The organism is Fervidicoccaceae archaeon, assembly GCA_038734945.1.
Taxonomy (GTDB): domain Archaea; phylum Thermoproteota; class Thermoprotei_A; order Sulfolobales; family Fervidicoccaceae; genus ARK-14.
On sequence record JAVYOA010000002.1, the window covers coordinates 246,551 to 262,914 of the forward strand.

Annotated in this window: 23 protein-coding genes; 8 read left to right on the forward strand and 15 right to left on the reverse strand. The window is 44.3% G+C overall.

The genetic code is table 11. The annotated features are described in order from the left end of the window. Positions 1–9: 9 nt before the first annotated feature. Positions 10–603, reverse strand: a complete 594-nt coding sequence (locus tag QXR92_02605) for an HD domain-containing protein (protein MEM0318900.1) — start codon at positions 601–603, stop codon at positions 10–12. Positions 604–614: 11 nt separating this feature from the next. After that, positions 615–1,037: a secondary thiamine-phosphate synthase enzyme YjbQ gene (locus tag QXR92_02610; protein ID MEM0318901.1), complete on the reverse strand. Its 423-nt coding sequence runs from the start codon at positions 1,035–1,037 to the stop codon at positions 615–617. Between the two features lie 57 nt (positions 1,038–1,094). Between QXR92_02610 and QXR92_02615 the strand changes: the two genes are divergently transcribed. The 3 genes from QXR92_02615 to QXR92_02625 are packed head-to-tail and all read left to right on the forward strand — an operon-like array spanning position 1,095 to position 2,949. Next, positions 1,095–1,766 (forward strand): MBL fold metallo-hydrolase, encoded by a 672-nt coding sequence (locus tag QXR92_02615; protein ID MEM0318902.1) that lies wholly within the window; start codon positions 1,095–1,097, stop codon positions 1,764–1,766. 12 nt (positions 1,767–1,778) lie between these two features. Then, on the forward strand, positions 1,779–2,495 hold the full coding sequence (locus QXR92_02620) for a flavodoxin family protein (protein ID MEM0318903.1): 717 nt from the start codon (positions 1,779–1,781) through the stop codon (positions 2,493–2,495). Then, the gene (locus tag QXR92_02625) at positions 2,485–2,949 is read left to right on the forward strand and encodes an NUDIX hydrolase (GenBank protein ID MEM0318904.1); all 465 of its coding nucleotides are present in this window, start codon (positions 2,485–2,487) and stop codon (positions 2,947–2,949) included. Before QXR92_02620 ends, QXR92_02625 begins: the two co-directional genes overlap by 11 nt. Here the strand turns inward: QXR92_02625 and QXR92_02630 are convergent. After that, a complete protein-coding gene (locus QXR92_02630) occupies positions 2,930–3,523 on the reverse strand; it encodes a hypothetical protein (protein ID MEM0318905.1) in 594 nt (197 codons plus the stop codon). The genes QXR92_02625 and QXR92_02630 overlap by 20 nt on opposite strands. 156 nt (positions 3,524–3,679) lie before the next feature. Here QXR92_02630 and QXR92_02635 point away from each other — a divergent pair, with 156 nt between their 5' ends. Further along, the gene (locus tag QXR92_02635) at positions 3,680–4,351 is read left to right on the forward strand and encodes a dolichol kinase (GenBank protein ID MEM0318906.1); all 672 of its coding nucleotides are present in this window, start codon (positions 3,680–3,682) and stop codon (positions 4,349–4,351) included. An 8-nt stretch (positions 4,352–4,359) separates the two neighbouring features. Here the strand turns inward: QXR92_02635 and QXR92_02640 are convergent, their stop codons facing one another. Together QXR92_02640 and QXR92_02645 are read right to left on the reverse strand one after the other, a co-directional pair. Then, positions 4,360–5,847, reverse strand: coding sequence for an oligosaccharide flippase family protein (locus tag QXR92_02640; protein MEM0318907.1), 1,488 nt, complete (start codon positions 5,845–5,847; stop codon positions 4,360–4,362). Positions 5,848–5,878: 31 nt separating this feature from the next. Beyond that, positions 5,879–6,523 (reverse strand): phosphatase PAP2 family protein, encoded by a 645-nt coding sequence (locus QXR92_02645; GenBank protein MEM0318908.1) that lies wholly within the window; start codon positions 6,521–6,523, stop codon positions 5,879–5,881. 64 nt (positions 6,524–6,587) lie between these two features. Here QXR92_02645 and QXR92_02650 point away from each other — a divergent pair, with 64 nt between their 5' ends. Genes QXR92_02650 through QXR92_02660 form a run of 3 tightly spaced genes read left to right on the forward strand, consistent with a single transcriptional unit; the run spans position 6,588 to position 9,230 of the window. After that, the gene (locus QXR92_02650) at positions 6,588–7,499 is read left to right on the forward strand and encodes an aminotransferase class I/II-fold pyridoxal phosphate-dependent enzyme (protein ID MEM0318909.1); all 912 of its coding nucleotides are present in this window, start codon (positions 6,588–6,590) and stop codon (positions 7,497–7,499) included. A 56-nt stretch (positions 7,500–7,555) separates the two neighbouring features. Continuing rightward, positions 7,556–8,848, forward strand: coding sequence for a DUF438 domain-containing protein (locus QXR92_02655; GenBank protein MEM0318910.1), 1,293 nt, complete (start codon positions 7,556–7,558; stop codon positions 8,846–8,848). A gap of 1 nt (position 8,849) precedes the next feature. Further along, complete coding sequence (locus QXR92_02660) at positions 8,850–9,230, forward strand: hypothetical protein (GenBank protein ID MEM0318911.1); 381 nt, start codon at positions 8,850–8,852, stop codon at positions 9,228–9,230. A gap of 2 nt (positions 9,231–9,232) precedes the next feature. Here QXR92_02660 and QXR92_02665 read toward each other — a convergent pair whose 3' ends face one another. Beyond that, the gene (locus QXR92_02665; GenBank protein ID MEM0318912.1) at positions 9,233–9,799 is read right to left on the reverse strand and encodes a hypothetical protein; all 567 of its coding nucleotides are present in this window, start codon (positions 9,797–9,799) and stop codon (positions 9,233–9,235) included. Between the two features lie 94 nt (positions 9,800–9,893). On the opposite strand from QXR92_02665, the gene QXR92_02670 reads away from it, so the two are divergent. Further along, complete coding sequence (locus QXR92_02670; protein ID MEM0318913.1) at positions 9,894–10,880, forward strand: SIS domain-containing protein; 987 nt, start codon at positions 9,894–9,896, stop codon at positions 10,878–10,880. Between the two features lie 2 nt (positions 10,881–10,882). Here the strand turns inward: QXR92_02670 and QXR92_02675 are convergent, their stop codons facing one another. From QXR92_02675 to QXR92_02715, 9 genes are all read right to left on the reverse strand, one after another. Next, entirely contained in the window at positions 10,883–11,632 is a 750-nt protein-coding gene (locus tag QXR92_02675) for an RNA-guided pseudouridylation complex pseudouridine synthase subunit Cbf5 (GenBank protein MEM0318914.1), read from the reverse strand. A gap of 21 nt (positions 11,633–11,653) precedes the next feature. Further along, on the reverse strand, positions 11,654–11,923 hold the full coding sequence (locus tag QXR92_02680; protein MEM0318915.1) for a hypothetical protein: 270 nt from the start codon (positions 11,921–11,923) through the stop codon (positions 11,654–11,656). A gap of 93 nt (positions 11,924–12,016) precedes the next feature. Next, entirely contained in the window at positions 12,017–12,316 is a 300-nt protein-coding gene (locus tag QXR92_02685) for a 50S ribosomal protein L14e (GenBank protein ID MEM0318916.1), read from the reverse strand. 71 nt (positions 12,317–12,387) lie between these two features. Next, positions 12,388–12,942, reverse strand: a complete 555-nt coding sequence (locus QXR92_02690) for an AAA family ATPase (GenBank protein ID MEM0318917.1) — start codon at positions 12,940–12,942, stop codon at positions 12,388–12,390. Positions 12,943–13,016: 74 nt separating this feature from the next. Then, entirely contained in the window at positions 13,017–13,301 is a 285-nt protein-coding gene (locus QXR92_02695) for a hypothetical protein (protein ID MEM0318918.1), read from the reverse strand. Positions 13,302–13,325: 24 nt separating this feature from the next. Continuing rightward, positions 13,326–13,943: an adenylate kinase gene (locus QXR92_02700; protein MEM0318919.1), complete on the reverse strand. Its 618-nt coding sequence runs from the start codon at positions 13,941–13,943 to the stop codon at positions 13,326–13,328. Positions 13,944–13,981: 38 nt separating this feature from the next. Then, complete coding sequence (gene secY / locus QXR92_02705; GenBank protein MEM0318920.1) at positions 13,982–15,367, reverse strand: preprotein translocase subunit SecY; 1,386 nt, start codon at positions 15,365–15,367, stop codon at positions 13,982–13,984. 11 nt (positions 15,368–15,378) lie between these two features. Beyond that, positions 15,379–15,834, reverse strand: coding sequence for an uL15 family ribosomal protein (locus tag QXR92_02710; GenBank protein ID MEM0318921.1), 456 nt, complete (start codon positions 15,832–15,834; stop codon positions 15,379–15,381). Between the two features lie 11 nt (positions 15,835–15,845). Next, on the reverse strand, positions 15,846–16,355 hold the full coding sequence (locus tag QXR92_02715; GenBank protein ID MEM0318922.1) for a 50S ribosomal protein L30: 510 nt from the start codon (positions 16,353–16,355) through the stop codon (positions 15,846–15,848). Positions 16,356–16,364 lie beyond the last annotated feature (9 nt).

The window sequence follows — 16,364 nt, forward strand, 5'->3', positions numbered from 1 at the left end:
TATTTCTATTTAACGCACTCCTCCAAGCTCTCTCTCTAGCTGCTCTAGAAAGGCCTTAACAAAAAGAGCTCTTTCATTGGCAATTTTCCTCCCCAATTCAGTATGCATTTCCTCTGGGAGCTTCAATATCTTCTCTCTGAAGTGCTCTATGCTCTCCTCAATTGTCCTTCCCATTTCTCCTGCATATTGGAAAACTCTGGCCACTCCAACAGCTCCAAGTGCATCAATTTTATCGGCATCGCTCAATATCTTAGACTCAATGCTGCTTTGCTCCCTTTTTTCAGAGAAGCTGTGAGATGAAATTGCCTCGAGAACTCTCTTTACCTTTCCTTCTTCTACTCCCATTCCCCTAAGGATCTCCCCTGCAAGTGCAGCGCTTTCCTCAGCATGATTCCTGCTGCTCTTCCTCCTCGATGAATCATGCAGAAGGCAAGAGGCTCTGAGAATGAACTCGCTGACCTCATCTTCCTCTGCTTCAGCAATTCTGAGAGCAATAGCTAAAACTCTCTCTATATGCTCTATGCCGTGAGTTCCATGCCTTGGATAGATCAGCTTGGCAATCCTCTCTATCCTCTCTATTTTATTCCTTTCATCCTCGCTCATTTTCCTCAGCATCATGTCTCCCCCATTACAGTTACAACAATTTCCCTCTCGCTCCTTGGACCGTCGAGCTCAAGGAAGAGAATGTTCTGCCATGTTCCTTTTCTCAGCTTACCATTTTCCACGGGAATAGCTCTGGAGCTTCCAATGAATGAGGATGCTATATGAGAGGAGGCATTGCTATCAATGAGATTGTGCCTATATTCAGCATCTCTTGGAAAAATCTTTTCCACAAAGTTCACTAGGTCTTCAAGAAGCCCAGGCTCGTTCTCATTGAGAACTATCGCTGCAGTTGCATGAGGTGCAGTAACTAGACAGATTCCCCTCCTTATCTTGCTCTTCGCAACGAGCTCCTCCACTTCTTTGCTTATGTCAATGATCTGAATTCTTCTGCTAGTTTTCAGCTTTATGCTGAAGTTCTCAACTGAAAAGGTCAAGCTTATCCCCAGGGCAATGATATTAACTTTTCAGAAGAAAAAGGCTTTGGTGTCTGGATGGAAACAGATAGAAAGGATTTTTTGATTGGCAATTTGAAAATCGTGAGGATTCCCCACGGCATTTTGAGGACTAATAGCTATCTGATCTACTCAGCTGGGAGAAAAAGTGCCATTCTCATAGATCCAGGGGAAAATTCCAATGCTGTAGAGGAGGAGGTAAAAAGAAGCGGGCTTGAAATAAAAATGATTGCCCTGACTCATGGACACTTTGATCATGCATGTGCAGCTGGAGAATTAGCCAGAAGTCACGGGGCAAAAATAGCGATGAGCTCGAGGGATCTATTCTTTCTGGATCTGGATAGAAAGGCCATGGAGAGCTTTGGCTTAAAAAGCTCCAGCTGCTCATTCTGGGCTGATATTGACCTATCGAATGAAAATGATTTGAGTGTGGAGGGGTTGAAAATGAGAGTCCTGAGAGTTCCAGGCCACTCTCCAGGAAGCGTTTCTTTCCTAATTAACGATGGAGAGGCCTGCTTGACAGGGGATACGCTCTTCAGAGGTTTTGTGGGCAGGACTGATTTTCCAGGAGGGAGCGAGGATGAGCTTAAGAAGAGCCTAAGAACTTTAGTTGATTTGCTGGGAGATCAGGCGCTCATCTTGCCTGGGCATGGTCCTGAAACATCAATGAAGAATGAGAGAAAATGGCTTCTCGAATGGATTGGATATTAGGAGGGGAAACAGATGTCGAGCATTCCAAGAATTGTTATCATGGAGGCATCTCCAAGAAAATATGGCAACTCTGCAAAGCTAGCATATGTTGCTGAGAAGGGGGTGATTGATGAGGGTTGCTCAGCTGAAATTGTCTGGATAGCTGATCTGAGCATAAAGCCATGCATAGGATGCGTTTCAGATGATATAATGGAGTGCAAGTTTCCATGCGTTATAAATGATGACTTCAACTCCTTTGCGCAGAAGCTCATATCTTCAGAGGGAATAATAGTCTCCACTCCAATATACTGGTACATGGTTCCTGGACAGCTGAAAATTCTTCTGGACAGGATGACAAGCCTAGAGAACATGCTCCTTCACTCTGGAAGAAGCCTGCTCGATGGAAAGGTTGCTGCCTTCATTGCTACTGGAAACGATGCCGGGACATCCATGGCAATTTCCTATTTGATGGATGTCTTCAATAGCTACGGATGCCACATACCTGCTTGGGCCCTTGCATATCACCACTCCTATGATGATGTTCTTGAAAATGGATTTGCTGTTATCGATGCTTACAATATAGGAAAGAACGTGTGCAGGCTATCAAAGATATTGAGGAGCGTTAAAGATGATCCCTGGTACACCTTCGATGTTGATGTTGAGGAGCTGAGAAAATTTGCTAGGAAGAGAGCAGAGTCTCAGAAAGGAGAGCTGCTAGAAAACAGGAGGAGGAAAATCAATGGAGAGTAGGGAGAGACCCTACATAGGGGTTGGAGCCGTTGTGTTTGATTCCAGGGGCAGGATTCTGCTGGTCAGGAGGGGATATCCTCCACAGAAGGGGAAGTGGGCAATCCCAGGCGGGCATCTTGAGCTTGGAGAAACTATTTTCGAGGGAGCGAGGAGGGAGCTTCTCGAGGAAACAGGATTGGAAGGAGAGCCAAAGTGCATAGTAAATCTTGATGAGCTGATTGTGAGGGATTCCAATGGAAATGTGAAGAAGCATTTCGTTCTCATAGATGTTCTCTTTGACAGCATCTGGGGATCTCTGAGAGCTGGAAGTGATGCAGTTGAGGCTAGGTTCTTCGATATAGAGGAAATAAAGGAGAGCGCTGAGGTCTCCTTCTCCACAAGGACCTTTCTGAGAAAGCTTCTGAACAATGAGCTATACTGCATAGAAACCTATGTCAACCAATATGCTGAGTAGTTCTCACTCCCCCCCCCCCACCAACACTCTCTAATTCTGTGCGCTTTATTGTCACAACTATTATACCATCGCGCTTCTCAACATTCCAATTCCCCTCATTGCCAAGAGCTGCTGAGCTTATCCCTCTGAAAAGCATGTATAGGAAATCCATGCTTTCCTTGTGATCTATTGAGAGGTTTATTATGAGCCTTTTTTCCTTCTCGTTTCCCCACTCTGGAAATATGTTCGTTTCTCCTACAAAGAGTGTTGCTAATCTCTCTATCAGTACAGCAGGATCATTCTGCTTGAATCTCGCACGCGCAACTTCATATATGACCTTGCCCAGCTGCTCCACGTCCTCGAGAGGAATTCTTGGTGGCTGAAGGCGAAAGCCCATGGTCTTAAGCGTGTCAAACAGAATCAAGTCGAGAGCTATATTTTCTGGCTCGTTTATCTTTGCCTTGTAGAGGAGGAGATAGGTTTCAAGGGCCTTATTTGTCAAATTATACATGCTCATGTTTCTTTTCTTTGCTAGCTCGAGAAGCTCCTCTGCTATATTTTGATCTGCTGCTATGATTTTCCTGCTAAAGGGCAATTCTCTGTGCCACCTATCATAAATATTATTCTACATGGATTATATTTAAAACTTATATCAAAATGCTATTAGAAAATGTCTAGTTTTTTACAGGTTTCTTGAAAAAATGCTAAAGTTTTTATATTGATATTTTCGGAAAAATAAGAGGGAATTCGCTTGATAGATATTGCTAACAGCATGCTACTCTCCGATTTGCTCGTGGCTGTGCTGCTGCTAGTCTACAGCTTGTTCATCATATTCGTCTTCACAAAAAGAATCTATTCGTACATGATCAAGAGAGGCTTCGGGGAAAAGAGAGCAGCATACTTGAACAGAAAAATTGTTCATATTTCTATCGGGGGATTTGTCTCTGCAGCAATACCTTTCATTTTTCACTACCCCTTTGTCCCAGCGCTAGCTGCCTGGATCCTGGGGTTTTACTTGTTGTATAGAAGAGAAAAGGGCTCTCTAATGTACTGGTTTCAGGTTAGGGAAAATGCATACGAAGTTAACTTCGCATTTGCATGGGGAGCAGCTGTCCTAGCTCTCTGGACTGCTCTGGGGAATCCCTTTGTTGCAATGCTTCCTCCAATGCTTGTTAGCTTTGGAGACGGAGTAACGGGGATAGTTAGGAATCTCATGTTCAAAAGGAGAACTAAGCACTGGGCTGGAAATCTCGCAATGGCCCTTCTAATGGTACCTATTGGCTTTCTATATGCAGGAGCGGTTGGGGTATTGGCTTCTCTAATAGCATCGTACATAGAGAGGTTTGAATTTGGAATAATCGATGACAATGTTCTAATTGTTCTATCCTCGAGCCTGATTATTCTGGGGGCCAGATTAATTTAGCATTGCTGCTACTCCAGCAGGGGTTCGAGTATTGGCTTAAGTCTCGTGTAGAGGGCAGAGGCCCTTTCCTTTCCAAGAAGTGCCCTTCCTATTTCTCTCAAATCGCTTAAGGTAATTATCTTCAGCTTTATGTACAGGACATAGGAAAGAGAGAGAAGCAGCATCCCATATATCCAGCTCAATTTAGAGAGATAGAGGAGGAGGCCAATTGAATATGGCACGCTGAGAACTATTATCAAGCTCCTTCTATCGAAAAACACATTTGCCTTCTTAGCCCTTTCGTAGAAGTACAGGGTTCCCATGATTGTTCCTATGACGGTTGTTATGGCAACTCCTGTGCCCCCAAGCATTGGTGCAAATATGAAATAGAGGAACACCCTTGGAAGATTCGTGAATGTCCCGCCCCAGAAAATTGAAGAATAATCTCCATATGCATAGAGAAGGCTCGTCACAAAGCTTGTATATGCAACAAGAGGGGAAGAGAGCAGAAGAATTGTTAGTGCCGGCCAACCTGCAGAGAGATCCTCTCCGAAAAGAGTCAGGAAAAGCTTTGGATATATCATAACAAATACTCCTATGGGCATCATGAGGGCAAGGCTGAGTCTGAAAACCCTTGCTCCCGTCCTCTTCCTTCCATCGGACATTCCACTAAGAACGGGAAGGAGGAGGCCGTTCATTGCATTGGATATCATGATAACAACATTGGAGAGCTGTGAAGCGATATAGTAGGCACCAGTCTCCAGGCTTCCAATCGAGCCGTAGAGGACAAGGATCCCCATCCACTGGCCAACTGTTGATATCAAACCTGGTGCCCAGCTGGGAATCCCTGCCCTGAGGAGCTCCTTAAGCCTATCAATGGAAAAAGTTGGATGGAGCTCGGCAATTCTCAGAGACTGAGCAGCATTGATCATTCCCTGGAGGAGGGAATTCATCATGTAGCCAACAGCTACCCCCTTCCAACCAAAGCCCAACTCGAAAAGAGATATCCCGAGGATGAACTTTATAGCTACTGAGATTATGACGGAGAGAAATATTCTTTTTGTCTGGAGAGCGCTCTGAAGGAATGAGCTAAAGCTCCCAAGAAACGAAAAGAGGTTGAAAATAGCAGCGAAGAGCATCATGCTTCTTGAGTATCCATATGCACCAGGGAAAAAGTATCCGATGGCTAATATAGTTAAGCTCCCCATTGTATAGACTAAAAGAGAGAAAATTGAGGCAGTCCAGAGGTATTCGGTTGCGCACTTTCTGGGATTTTCATCGATTCCCAGGCAATATCCAGTGAACCTGCTGAGACCTGTATTAATTCCTAGGTTCACCAAACCTCCAACAAGAGAGGAGAGGCCCACAACAACTGAGAGAATGCCAACGATCTCTCCTCCTCCTAGCCTTGATATTATCATCCAGAAGAAGAAGCCCTGAAGATTGCTGACTATTGTTGAAAGATAGAGCCAGAGAGCTCCAGAGAAAACCCTTCCAATTTGGCTTTCTCTCTCCAAATCAATCACTTTCCCCGACAAGTCTCAGCTCTTAGTCCAAGATCCTCTCTCTTTTTCTCAAAATAGATTTATAGAGCTTAATTAGGTGTTTGGACTCAAAGTCAACAACGTCACTGCAGGCTGCGCCCAAAAATACTCCAACAACTACATCGCTGGTCCAGTGAACTGCTAGGAAAATTCTGGAAAAAGATATTAAAATTACATATGACCAGCCCAAAAGTGCCCAGAGCCTTCCCTTCTTCGATAGAAAATAGGATGCAACTGATGCTCTGGAAGAATGACCTGAGGGGAAGGAATAAACATCGGAGAGGAGGGAGAAGATAGAAGGTGAAGATACCAGTATTTCTCCTGGCCTTGGCGAAGCAGTGAAATATTTGAGCGCCAAAGTTATTAACGATGTCAATACGAGCGCTGATACGAAGTTGAGAAGTTCTATCCTGAATCCTCTAAACTTCATCAGCTGATATATTGCAATCAATACTATGACAATTGCAAATGAATATATGCTGGCCGTTTCTGTAATTATCCTCATGACAATGTTTTCGGATGATGGGAAGAGCGAATAAATGCTTTCGTCTATGCCCCTGAATGCCCCCAGCTCTCTCGCAGCTATGAGTGCGAGCGTTGCCGCAACCAGCAGAGCAGCTCTGGCTGCCCTCCATCTTTTATTCTTCAAGCTCAATGCACCGTTGACATGCTCTTATTTAATCCAGTTAATCTATTTTTAAATTTGAGCAAAAATGAGGTATCCTGGAGTTAGAATTGGAGAGATTTTTCTCAATGCATTGAAAAATGAGGACCCTGAAATTGAGGTAGAGGAGAGCGTTGCATCTGTTTCCCTTCCTGGGGCTCTGGGCAAGTATCCAGGAGTGATATTAACCGAGGATCCGCTTTCTCTTCTGCTAATTTCAGCTGGCACAAGCTGTGCTATATCTCTTTCTCCAACAGTGGGAGAATCGGCTCTTGCATCATCCGCAGCATTCTTGGGAAAAAAACTAGCATTTCTCAGCTCCTATTCAATTTCAGAAGGAGAAATAGAGCTCAAAGTTCCCGAAACAATGTTCGATAGCTGCCTAGCTTATTTGAGCGATCCCAACTTTCCAACGGGAAGGATTCTCAGCGTGGAGGAAGCTGAAGCTCTTATGAAATTTTTCGACTTCCTCCTGATAGACAGCACATATTCCTTCATGCTAAGAGGAAATGAGGGAGACCTCATAAGGAGAGAGCACGAAGCCCTTCTAAACAAATCCAGAGACAATTTAGCTTTCATTCTCAGGCTGCACAAGACATATGGCTTGAAAAGGTACCCAGCCTATCTAGTGATATCCAGCTCTCATAGATTTCTGGAGACGCTGCTTATGCTGGTAGGATGGACCAGAAATGGGATCTCCTCAGCATATATGAAAATTCTTTCTGATCCGATAGTTAGGGAAAGTGTTAGGAAAAGCGCTCAGATGCTGAACGAGGCTGCTTCTTATCTTAAAGAGAGCTTGAGGAAGCTGGGATGGGAAACTGTTCACTCCGATATGCCATACTTTCTGATAAAGGGCAGCGGCACGCTTCCAAGCAGTATCCGAACAATGAAGTTGAATGAGTTCGTTGGAATCAGCCGTGAATATATGCTTGCTATGCCCATGGACTCTAGCAATTGAATATTTACGAAAAATATTTTAATATTGACATATGGAAAAAATCACGGTTGACAACCATGGGACAGAGCGAAAAGGAGCTTCTGAAAGAGGCAATAAAGCTCATACATAGGGGAGAGAGCATAGAGAGCATAAAGGCAAAGTATGGAGATCTTCTCCAGAAAGTGAACCCAGTTGAGATCCCAGTGATAGAGCAGGAGCTCGTGAGGGAGGGGCTTCCCATTCAGGATATTCTGAAGCTTTGCGATCTCCATGTAGAGCTTTTCAGAAGCGCTCTAGAGGCAAAGGAGCTCAGGAATGTTCCCAGAGGTCATCCCCTTTCCAATCTATTGAGGGAGAACGAGCATATCTTGAGGAATGCGGAGGGCCTAGCTGTTCTATCTCAAGCTCTTTTAAAGGGAAATGAGGAGGAAAGAAGGAGGATTTTGGACTCTTTGAAGAGGTACATTTCAGAGCTGAAGAAAATAAGGATCCATTATAGGAAGAACCAGATGATCCTATTTCCTTATCTTGAGAGGAGAGGTATAAATGCCATTCCCAGAGTTCTATGGGGGAGAGAGGATCAGGCTATAGTTAAGATAAGAGAGCTTGAGAAACTTCTGGAGCAGGACAGCGAAAAATCATTGGAAAAAATAGCTTCCCTTTCCTTGGAAATTTCGAGAGAGATAGCTGATTTGGTCTTCAGAGAGAACAAGATTCTTTATCCAACTCTCTGGTCTCTGCTCAGTGATGGAGAGTGGGCAGCAATAGCTCAGCTGAGTCAGGAGCTAGGATATGTTGTTGCTCCAGAGGTTGATGTGTGGAGAACAGAGGAGGAGCCAATTTTTCCCTATCAGTTAAGCGAGGATGGAGGAAAAGTTGTTCTGGAAAAACTTCCTCCAGAAGTTAGAGGCCTTGTTGAATCAGCTGTATTTGAAAGCTTTGATGTCAAGAGAGAGGGAGATATTGAGCTGAGGACTGGATTTCTCTCCAGGGATCAGCTCGAGGGAATCTTCGATTCTATTCCCCTAGAGCTAACATTTGCAGACAGCAATGACCGCATAAAGTTCTTCTCCAAGTCAAGATATATGGGGGGCTTTCCAAGGAGCAAGAGCATAATTGGAAGAAGGCTGGAGTTCTGCCACCCGCCGAGGCTTGAGAACTATGTCCGTCTTAACGTGAATTTGCTGAAGGAAGGTAAGCTGCCATACAGAGAGTTCTGGACTAGGTCTGGAGACAGAATATTGAGGGTTATCGTTGCAGGGATAAGGGGAAGGGACAACGAATATCTGGGAACGCTCGAGATTGTTGAGGACTTCACAGAAGTGCTGAAGAATCCAGAGGAGATAGTGAAAAAGATAGTGGTGCTCTGAGATGATGAGCCCCTTTCTCATAGCATACCGCTATGTGCTGCCAAGCATAAGGAGATATCTTGTAATTGAGCTTGCAAGGAGGGGAAGGAGCGAATATGATATTGCAAAGATGCTAGGAATATCAGTGAGCGCTGCTTCGAGATATATAAATGGGAGGAGGGGTGCTCTGCTTAATTTAGAGAGCGATGATATGACAAGGAAGGAGATAGAGAGGCTAGCTTCCGAGCTGGAGAAAGGAAAAGATGTGGATGTTGAGGAAAAGCTTCACATTATAGCAGCATCACTGCTCTCGAGAAAAGTTCTCTGTCCATTCCACTATGAAATGGATCCCTCTCCTCCTCCAGCCAATTGCTCGGTCTGCTCCACATTGTTTGCAAAGTAATGCTATTTTGCATAGATCTTCTTCAAGGCTTTTTTTGGATCGTGCTTCTTTCTGCTTGTTTGCTTGTGCTTGACTTTTCCCCTCTCTCTACTCTTCCTCAAAGTGTTGTGCTTCTCAATGCTATGAGCATCTTTTTTCTCCGGTGTTCCTAAATTCTCATCACTGCCTTCAGTCCTAGGAAGTTGCTCAATTTTTCCTCCTTGTTCGTTCAGCTGCGATGAATTGGAGATTGTGGAACTAGGATCACTTTTATTAAATTCCGGATTTTCCAAGCTAAAGGCTTCTCTCTTTATAGAAGCTGATTCAATACTAGCTGCTTCACCTGAATTTTCCTCAGCAGTCCTGTCTTGTTCATCTGATAAGGAAGAAATCTGGGATCCTTCATTGCTATATGTCGTTCCGCTAACATTTATCCAGTTGATTGCTGCGAGAGCTATCAGGCCGAGTATTAAAGCCAATCCGAGATAGCCCGGACTGATGCTCAGCTCCACCAGAAGAAGTATGGATAATGCTGCCAATGCTATGAAAGAACTTGCCAATATCTTATCTCTTCTCCATACTTTTGCCATTCCTGCTCAGCTCTTCAATTTTAAATATGCATAGTTTTAACATTCCTGGATGCAATTAGAGATTGTTTAGAGTATAAAAGAGGGAGGACTAATCATGGATGAAAGATCTTTCAGAGAGCATATTGATAGATGGGAGTCCCTTGCTCTGAACGGAATAAATGAGGGAGGAAAAGTCGAATGCGAAATGGATGGAAGGATAAAGAGGATCATATTTGCCGGCATGGGAGGATCTGGGATAGTTGGGGACTTTTTCCTAGATCTGGCCCATCACTATAGTTTTCCATTCGATATATATTCTGTAAAGGGCGATTACATCCCTTTTCCAGTCAGCTCTGAGGACCTGGTTGTTCTCCTCAGCTACTCTGGCGACACAATGGAGACTCTCTCTATATTCAACCAAGTCAGAGAGACAGCTAGGGTTTTAGCAGTTACTAGTGGAGGAATGCTCCTCTCTCTTTCCATGGCCTCCCCACCTGCTTGCGCAATAAAGCTATCAAAGGGGCTTTTTCCAAGGCTGGATCTTCCTGAAATGCTATATGCAGTTTCCTCATTCCTCTCAAAGAACTTTGGAATAAGATTTCTCTCGAGAGAGAGGCTGCTTAGCTCTCTCTCAGCATTTAGATTGGACTTGAGGGAAGAAGTATTGAATGCAGCGAGATCGATTTTCGGATATTTTCCAATCTTCTTTGCTTCAAGACCATATGCATCTGTTGCTCTTAGACTCAAGAACGACCTTTCTGAGAACTCAAAGATTTATTCCTCTATTGAAATTATCCCAGAAGCAATGCACAATACAATAGAATCGCTATGGAAGCTCAGAAACAATCACAAGATATTTTTCGTAGCAGGAAGACATGCCTTTGGCGACATCTTTGTAAGGGCTTTTTCCGAAGTCCTCGGAGATAGGATAGACAAGGTGCTTCTTAGGGGAGATGACTTAATCTCAGAGCTAATTTATGGCTATAGGCTATCAGCATATATTAGCCTTGAGCTCTCTTCACTCTCTAAAGTTAATCCTGTTAAAACTGAAGCGATAGACAGATACAAGATGTCGCTCAAGAAAATCCTTGAAGAAAATTGATCTCACCATGTTCTTGGATAGAGAGACCTTTCGATTATAACCTCCTTCATCTTAGCAATAGGCTTCTCTTCAATTGCTGCCTTCTCCATATCTGTCCTGAAAATCTTGGCTGTTCCAACTAGCTCTCCTCTAGCCGTTAGTACAGCAGCTGCTCCTCCCTGTTTCAGATCCTCTGTATAGGCAATAATCCCCCCAACACCCAAGGGTGCTCCATGTGCAACAGCTGAAACAGCTGTGTCCTTAACAACAATTATGGGAAGTCCGCAGGATAGCACCTCAGCAGGATATATTATTCGATTCAGCTCATCTTCTTTTCCCTCACTTCTCCATAAATAAACAGCCTCACTGAGCCTCTGCATCGATACGCTCATGTTCTCGGTGAACGGTCCAGATCTAGTTCTTCTCAGCTCTCTCATGTGTGCTCCTGCTCCAAGAAGAAGGCCCATATCATGGCATAGCTTCCTCATATACGTACCTGCATCGCACAGAACTCTCATTAGAACGTGCCTTCCCTTCACTTCCAGCACATTGAGCTCATGTATCCTTCTCTTTCTTACCCTTCTCCTCACGTTCGATCTGACAGGTGGCCTCTGGTAAATCTCTCCCCTGAACTCATCTGCAACTTTCCTTATTTCCTCCTCACTCACCTCAGAGTGCAGCTCCATGACGCACACATACTCCTTCATGCTATGCACAACATCAGGCATTACCTTTGTTGCTTTTCCCAGAGCTATGGGTAGTACACCAGTCACCTGCGGGTTTCCCCGGGATAGCTATCCCTCTAGGGTCCCGCCGTGACCTGCCTTATTCACGTTGAGCATTCTCTTAACATATGCCACAATCTCATGGCTAGTTGGTCCAGGGGGCTTGTCCACGACGATTATGCCATTCACTAGCTTTTTCTCTACAGTCTCTTCATTAGAGCTCAGCGGCTTAAGCGCTTTGATTTTCTCTGAGAGAACTTTCCATTCTCTTCTCTCACTGCAGAACTGGGAAAGCTTCCTGTCTATAAATTCCAGGACTTCAGCAGATTCCATTTCCATTCAACTTTCACCTTTTTTCACTTCAACATTTCCAGAATAAATCTGTTTTAGAAGAAATAATTTCTGTTGATGATGGAGGAAAGAAGTAGGCTTTTAGGCTCTCAGAGGAGAAAGCGAAGGCAGTTTAATCTTCTCTCTCATGAACGACGTCAGTCCAGCAGATTCCAATGCCCTTTCAACGTCCTCATCGCTTGCCCCTTTTTCTATATTTATTTTCTGCTCCAAGGGCTCCACATGGTTAACGTTGGTTCTCCTCCTCCTCACACCGGTGAGCTTCTTTGGTCCAGTAACTACTACAAAATTCTCATCGATTATATCCACAATAACGCACTTCCTTCCAGCTTCCCTTCCATAGGTCTTAACACATATCCTTCCTATTTCTATTGCTGGCATGGGAATTCAGCACCTCTCTCGCAGAAACTGTTATTGTTCTAAGGCTATTAAATTTGTTCGCTCTCCTAAACTTAAGTTCTTTTTCTCCTCCTGAATATATCAACAATTCTGTCAATGATTGCATTGACTTCCTCTATGCTCATGATCTCTGTGCTGAGAGTGAGATCATATATAGAGAGATCAGTTATGTCAATGCCATATAGCCTTCTGAATCTGAGAGCATGGCTGTATTCTCTCTGGGCTGTTTCAATGAAAACCTCTTTTTCATCCCTTCCCTCTCTCGACGCTATTCTCTTGACTCGGGTTCTGATGCTGGCATAAAAGTAGATTTTGAAATCTGCGATATTCTTAACAACCCATGGTACTAAGTGTCCCTCTATAACAACGTTGCCCTTCAGAGCTTCCTCCAAGCTCCTTTTGTCAACATAGTAGTCAATCCATTTTTCCTTCTCTGCAAGCTTGTTGAGGTCAACTAGGCTAATCCCAAGCTCTGAGCTCATCTCTCTGAATATGGCTCCTGCGCTTTTGTACTCCAAGCCCAAAAGATCAGCAATCCTCTTTGCATAAGTAGTTTTTCCGCTTCCTGGAGGACCTCCAATGGCAATAACGGTCCCGCTTTTTTTCAAGCTAAAATCACACCTCAGATTTCATGAGGATCATTGAAAAAGCAAGTAATAAAAAAATAGCATGAGAAGGAGGGCTAAGATGCAGCCATAGCCTCTCTTCTCACTTCCAATTTGATGAAGGATGAAAGGCACCTGTGGCAGAGAACTCCTCCGAAAAATCTGTTGGGCCTCTTCTCTGAAAGAGAAAACGCTCTCATTCTATATGATGAGAAAACTGGGACTCCTCTCAGCTCCCCACCGCAGACAGCACACCTTGCCCTTCCCTTTCTTCTCAATCTGACGTGAATTACAGTTTTTCCTCCAGGAGTTCTAACTCTTATTCTTGCTCTTGTCCTGCTTCTCATGGATGGCCTAACCATGATGAGCCACCATGAGACCTCCTCTTAGATTGTATCAATTACCCTTAATATTGACTCTGCTGCATCCTTGGCCTTTCCTCTCTCGTTCTCAACATACAGCACACTGGCTCCCACGAGAACAGCACTTGATATAGCAGCAGTCCTAGCAAAAGCCATCAGATCTCTTATCTCTTCTATTCCCCTCTCCTGAATATCTTTCCTATTCCTCGTACTATCTTCCAGCTGCCTCCTCAGGATTTCCTCTGGAGGCGCCTCGATGACTACAATTACATCTGGGAGTAGCTCAGAAACAACATGGCCTGGAAGGCCTGGCCATAAACCGCTTGATGTCTTTACTATCGCATGGGTATCAACCAAAAGGATGCCTCCATTTCTCAGAACCTCTTTTGCCCTTTCGGAGATATCCCTCGCAGCCATTTGCTGCAGCTTGATTTGAACTCTGTGGGATAGCCTTCTTATCTGATCCCTCGATAGAACTAGGCCGTCTGAAATTGCCCTTTTCAGCATATAGTCCCCGAAATTAGCTATCAGAAATTCAGTTCCTCTTTGTTTCAGCAGGGAGGAGAGCTCATTTATGACTGTAGTCTTTCCAACTCCCGGAACTCCTGTAACTATTATGGTTTTCACTGTCCTATCTGACATTTCAACTCACTCCTCAGACTTTTTGAAAAATGTGATAGCTACTCTCCCATTATCCTGCTCAGAATGGGATATGCTTCAAGGGCTCTCTCTCTAGCTATCATAGCGTAGTACTGATTGATTATTCCAACAGCAAGAAGAATCCCTGTCCCTGAGCCGTATGCTCCAAAGATGTCTGCCAGTATTGCTATGAGAGCCACTATTATGCTGCTCAGAACAGTCAGCGGATATATATACTTAGCAAGCATTCTCTCGAATACCTTCGGATTCCTCCTGACTCCCGGTATGTCTAGCTCTCCCTTAATTAGCCTGTCAGCCTGCTCAGCCGGTCCAAGGCCAGCTATCTCGACCCACATGTAGCCAAATAGTATTGAAAGAGCCATCCAAGATAGAGTGAAGATGAAGAGCTTTCCAAGATCAGCAACAGCAGTGCTAAATCCTCTTGGAGGACTCAAGTAATATGTAAGCGTTGTGAGTATTTCATAGCCAATATTGCTCGTCCCAGAGATCGAAGCAAGTGCATTGGAGAATAGCTGAAAATCTGAAACTATTATTCCAATGAGAAGAATTGGTATATTGGTCACATATAGGAACTGGAGGGGTATTTTGCTCCTTATTCCTCCATACTTTTGGGCTGTAACTGGAACCTCTACTCTCATTCCTTGAAGGTAAACCAGAACGATTATTGTTATGAATGTGGCTATAAGACCTATGAGGTCGGGAAATCCGTTTCTAGCCACTATGCTTGTCAAATTGCCCTGAGAACTAGCCTGTATTATGTAGGGAACAAGGCCTATCTGCTGCGTGTACTGAGGAGTGTATCCAAAGAGATCCCAGAACATGGTCTTGGCCACTCCAGCCAATATAAAGAGAGATATGGCGCTTCCAATTCCCCATCCTTTTTGGAGCATCTCATCGAATACCATGACGAGGTAAGTGGCAAATGTTAGCTGGAGAACAACAGCTATCCTAATAGCCCAAGACGCCTGGGATCCTGTTATTGGGTTTCCTACATATGGCCAATATCTACTTGCTAGGACATATGCGAGGGCCTCAAAGATTCCAAAAAGAAGTGAAAGTGTTTTCTGGGCTTGGGTAAAGGTTCTCCTGTCATCTGGATCGCTCAAATCAAGGTCTATTAGCTTAGCTCCCACTAGAATCTGCAGTATAAGTCCACCTGTGACAATTGGTCCTATTCCAAGCTCCATAAGGGTTCCTATGTTGGCTGCAAAAAGTATTTGAAACAGCGATATCTGTGATTGCTGTGTGGTTGTCACCCCGTAGAGAGGGGTGTCTGCCATTATAAGATAGAGGATCAGAACAATCCCTGTCAGCAAAAATCTTCTGTATAAACTCTGCTTTCTAGAGGGCTTGTGGACCGTGGGAAGATAGCTGGCAATTGAAGCTAGAGTCTGAAGGACCCCCATCAAGCACACTCTCATTCTGAGGCTTCTTCTAATAGCTTCACTTCTCCACCAGCAGCTCTTATCTTCTCAACAGCATTCTTTGAAGCCTTTTCAACGATAACTTCAACTGGCACTCCTATCTTTCCAGTACCAAGGAGCTTCTTTATTCCGAGCTTCTCCAAATTAACCACATATTTTCCGCTTTCAATTGAAACCCCTTCTCTGTTACCTCCAAGGAGAAGTTCTTCCAGCTGCAGTAAGTTTATGCTCTTTTCTTCCCCTAGCTTCTCCTGCGGACTGGTAAATCCATGCTTCCCTATCCACCCTGGAGCATACTTTCTCATCCAGCTTTCCTTGTGCTTAAGCATACCAGCAGCTCCTCTTCCTCCCTTGGAGCCCTTTTTCCTATGCTGTCCTATTCTTCCCCAGCCCATTGTCCTTGTTCTTCCCCTCAGCTTTCTGCTCTTCTTCCTGAATCTAACTGCCATTTGAATCACCGTCAGGCCATTCTGAGGATGAGCTCATTTATCGAGCTCCCTCTATATCCGAGCTCGCCACCAACTTTATACTCTCTCCTCGTGCTTTTTTTAAAGCCTCCCTTTGGGGGATGGAGCCTAAATACTGGCTTTATCTTATCCTGCTCGTGAAGCTTTATTTCTCCTCTAGTTATTTTTTCTGCAAGCTCACTAATGGAGTTCAAACCAAATAGTCTTTTTACAGCCTCATCGCTGATTCTCCTGTTGCCCAAGAGCCTCCCTCTCTTCCTGAGAACTATCTCCAGAGTTCCCTGATCGATTTCCCCCCATGTAACAAGATGCCTGACCTTGTTCAGCATGCCCTCCAGTCCTGGAAGATCGCTAGGATATAGCGCCATGCTGTACTTTCTTGTAAGCCTAAGGAGCTGAAGAGTTCTCTCTTCCTCTTTCTTAACGTTCACCCTTCCCTTTATTCTAATTACAGCCAGCAATCTCTTGCCCTCCTGTCCTACAATAGTGCCTTCAGCCTCCAATTTTTCTCC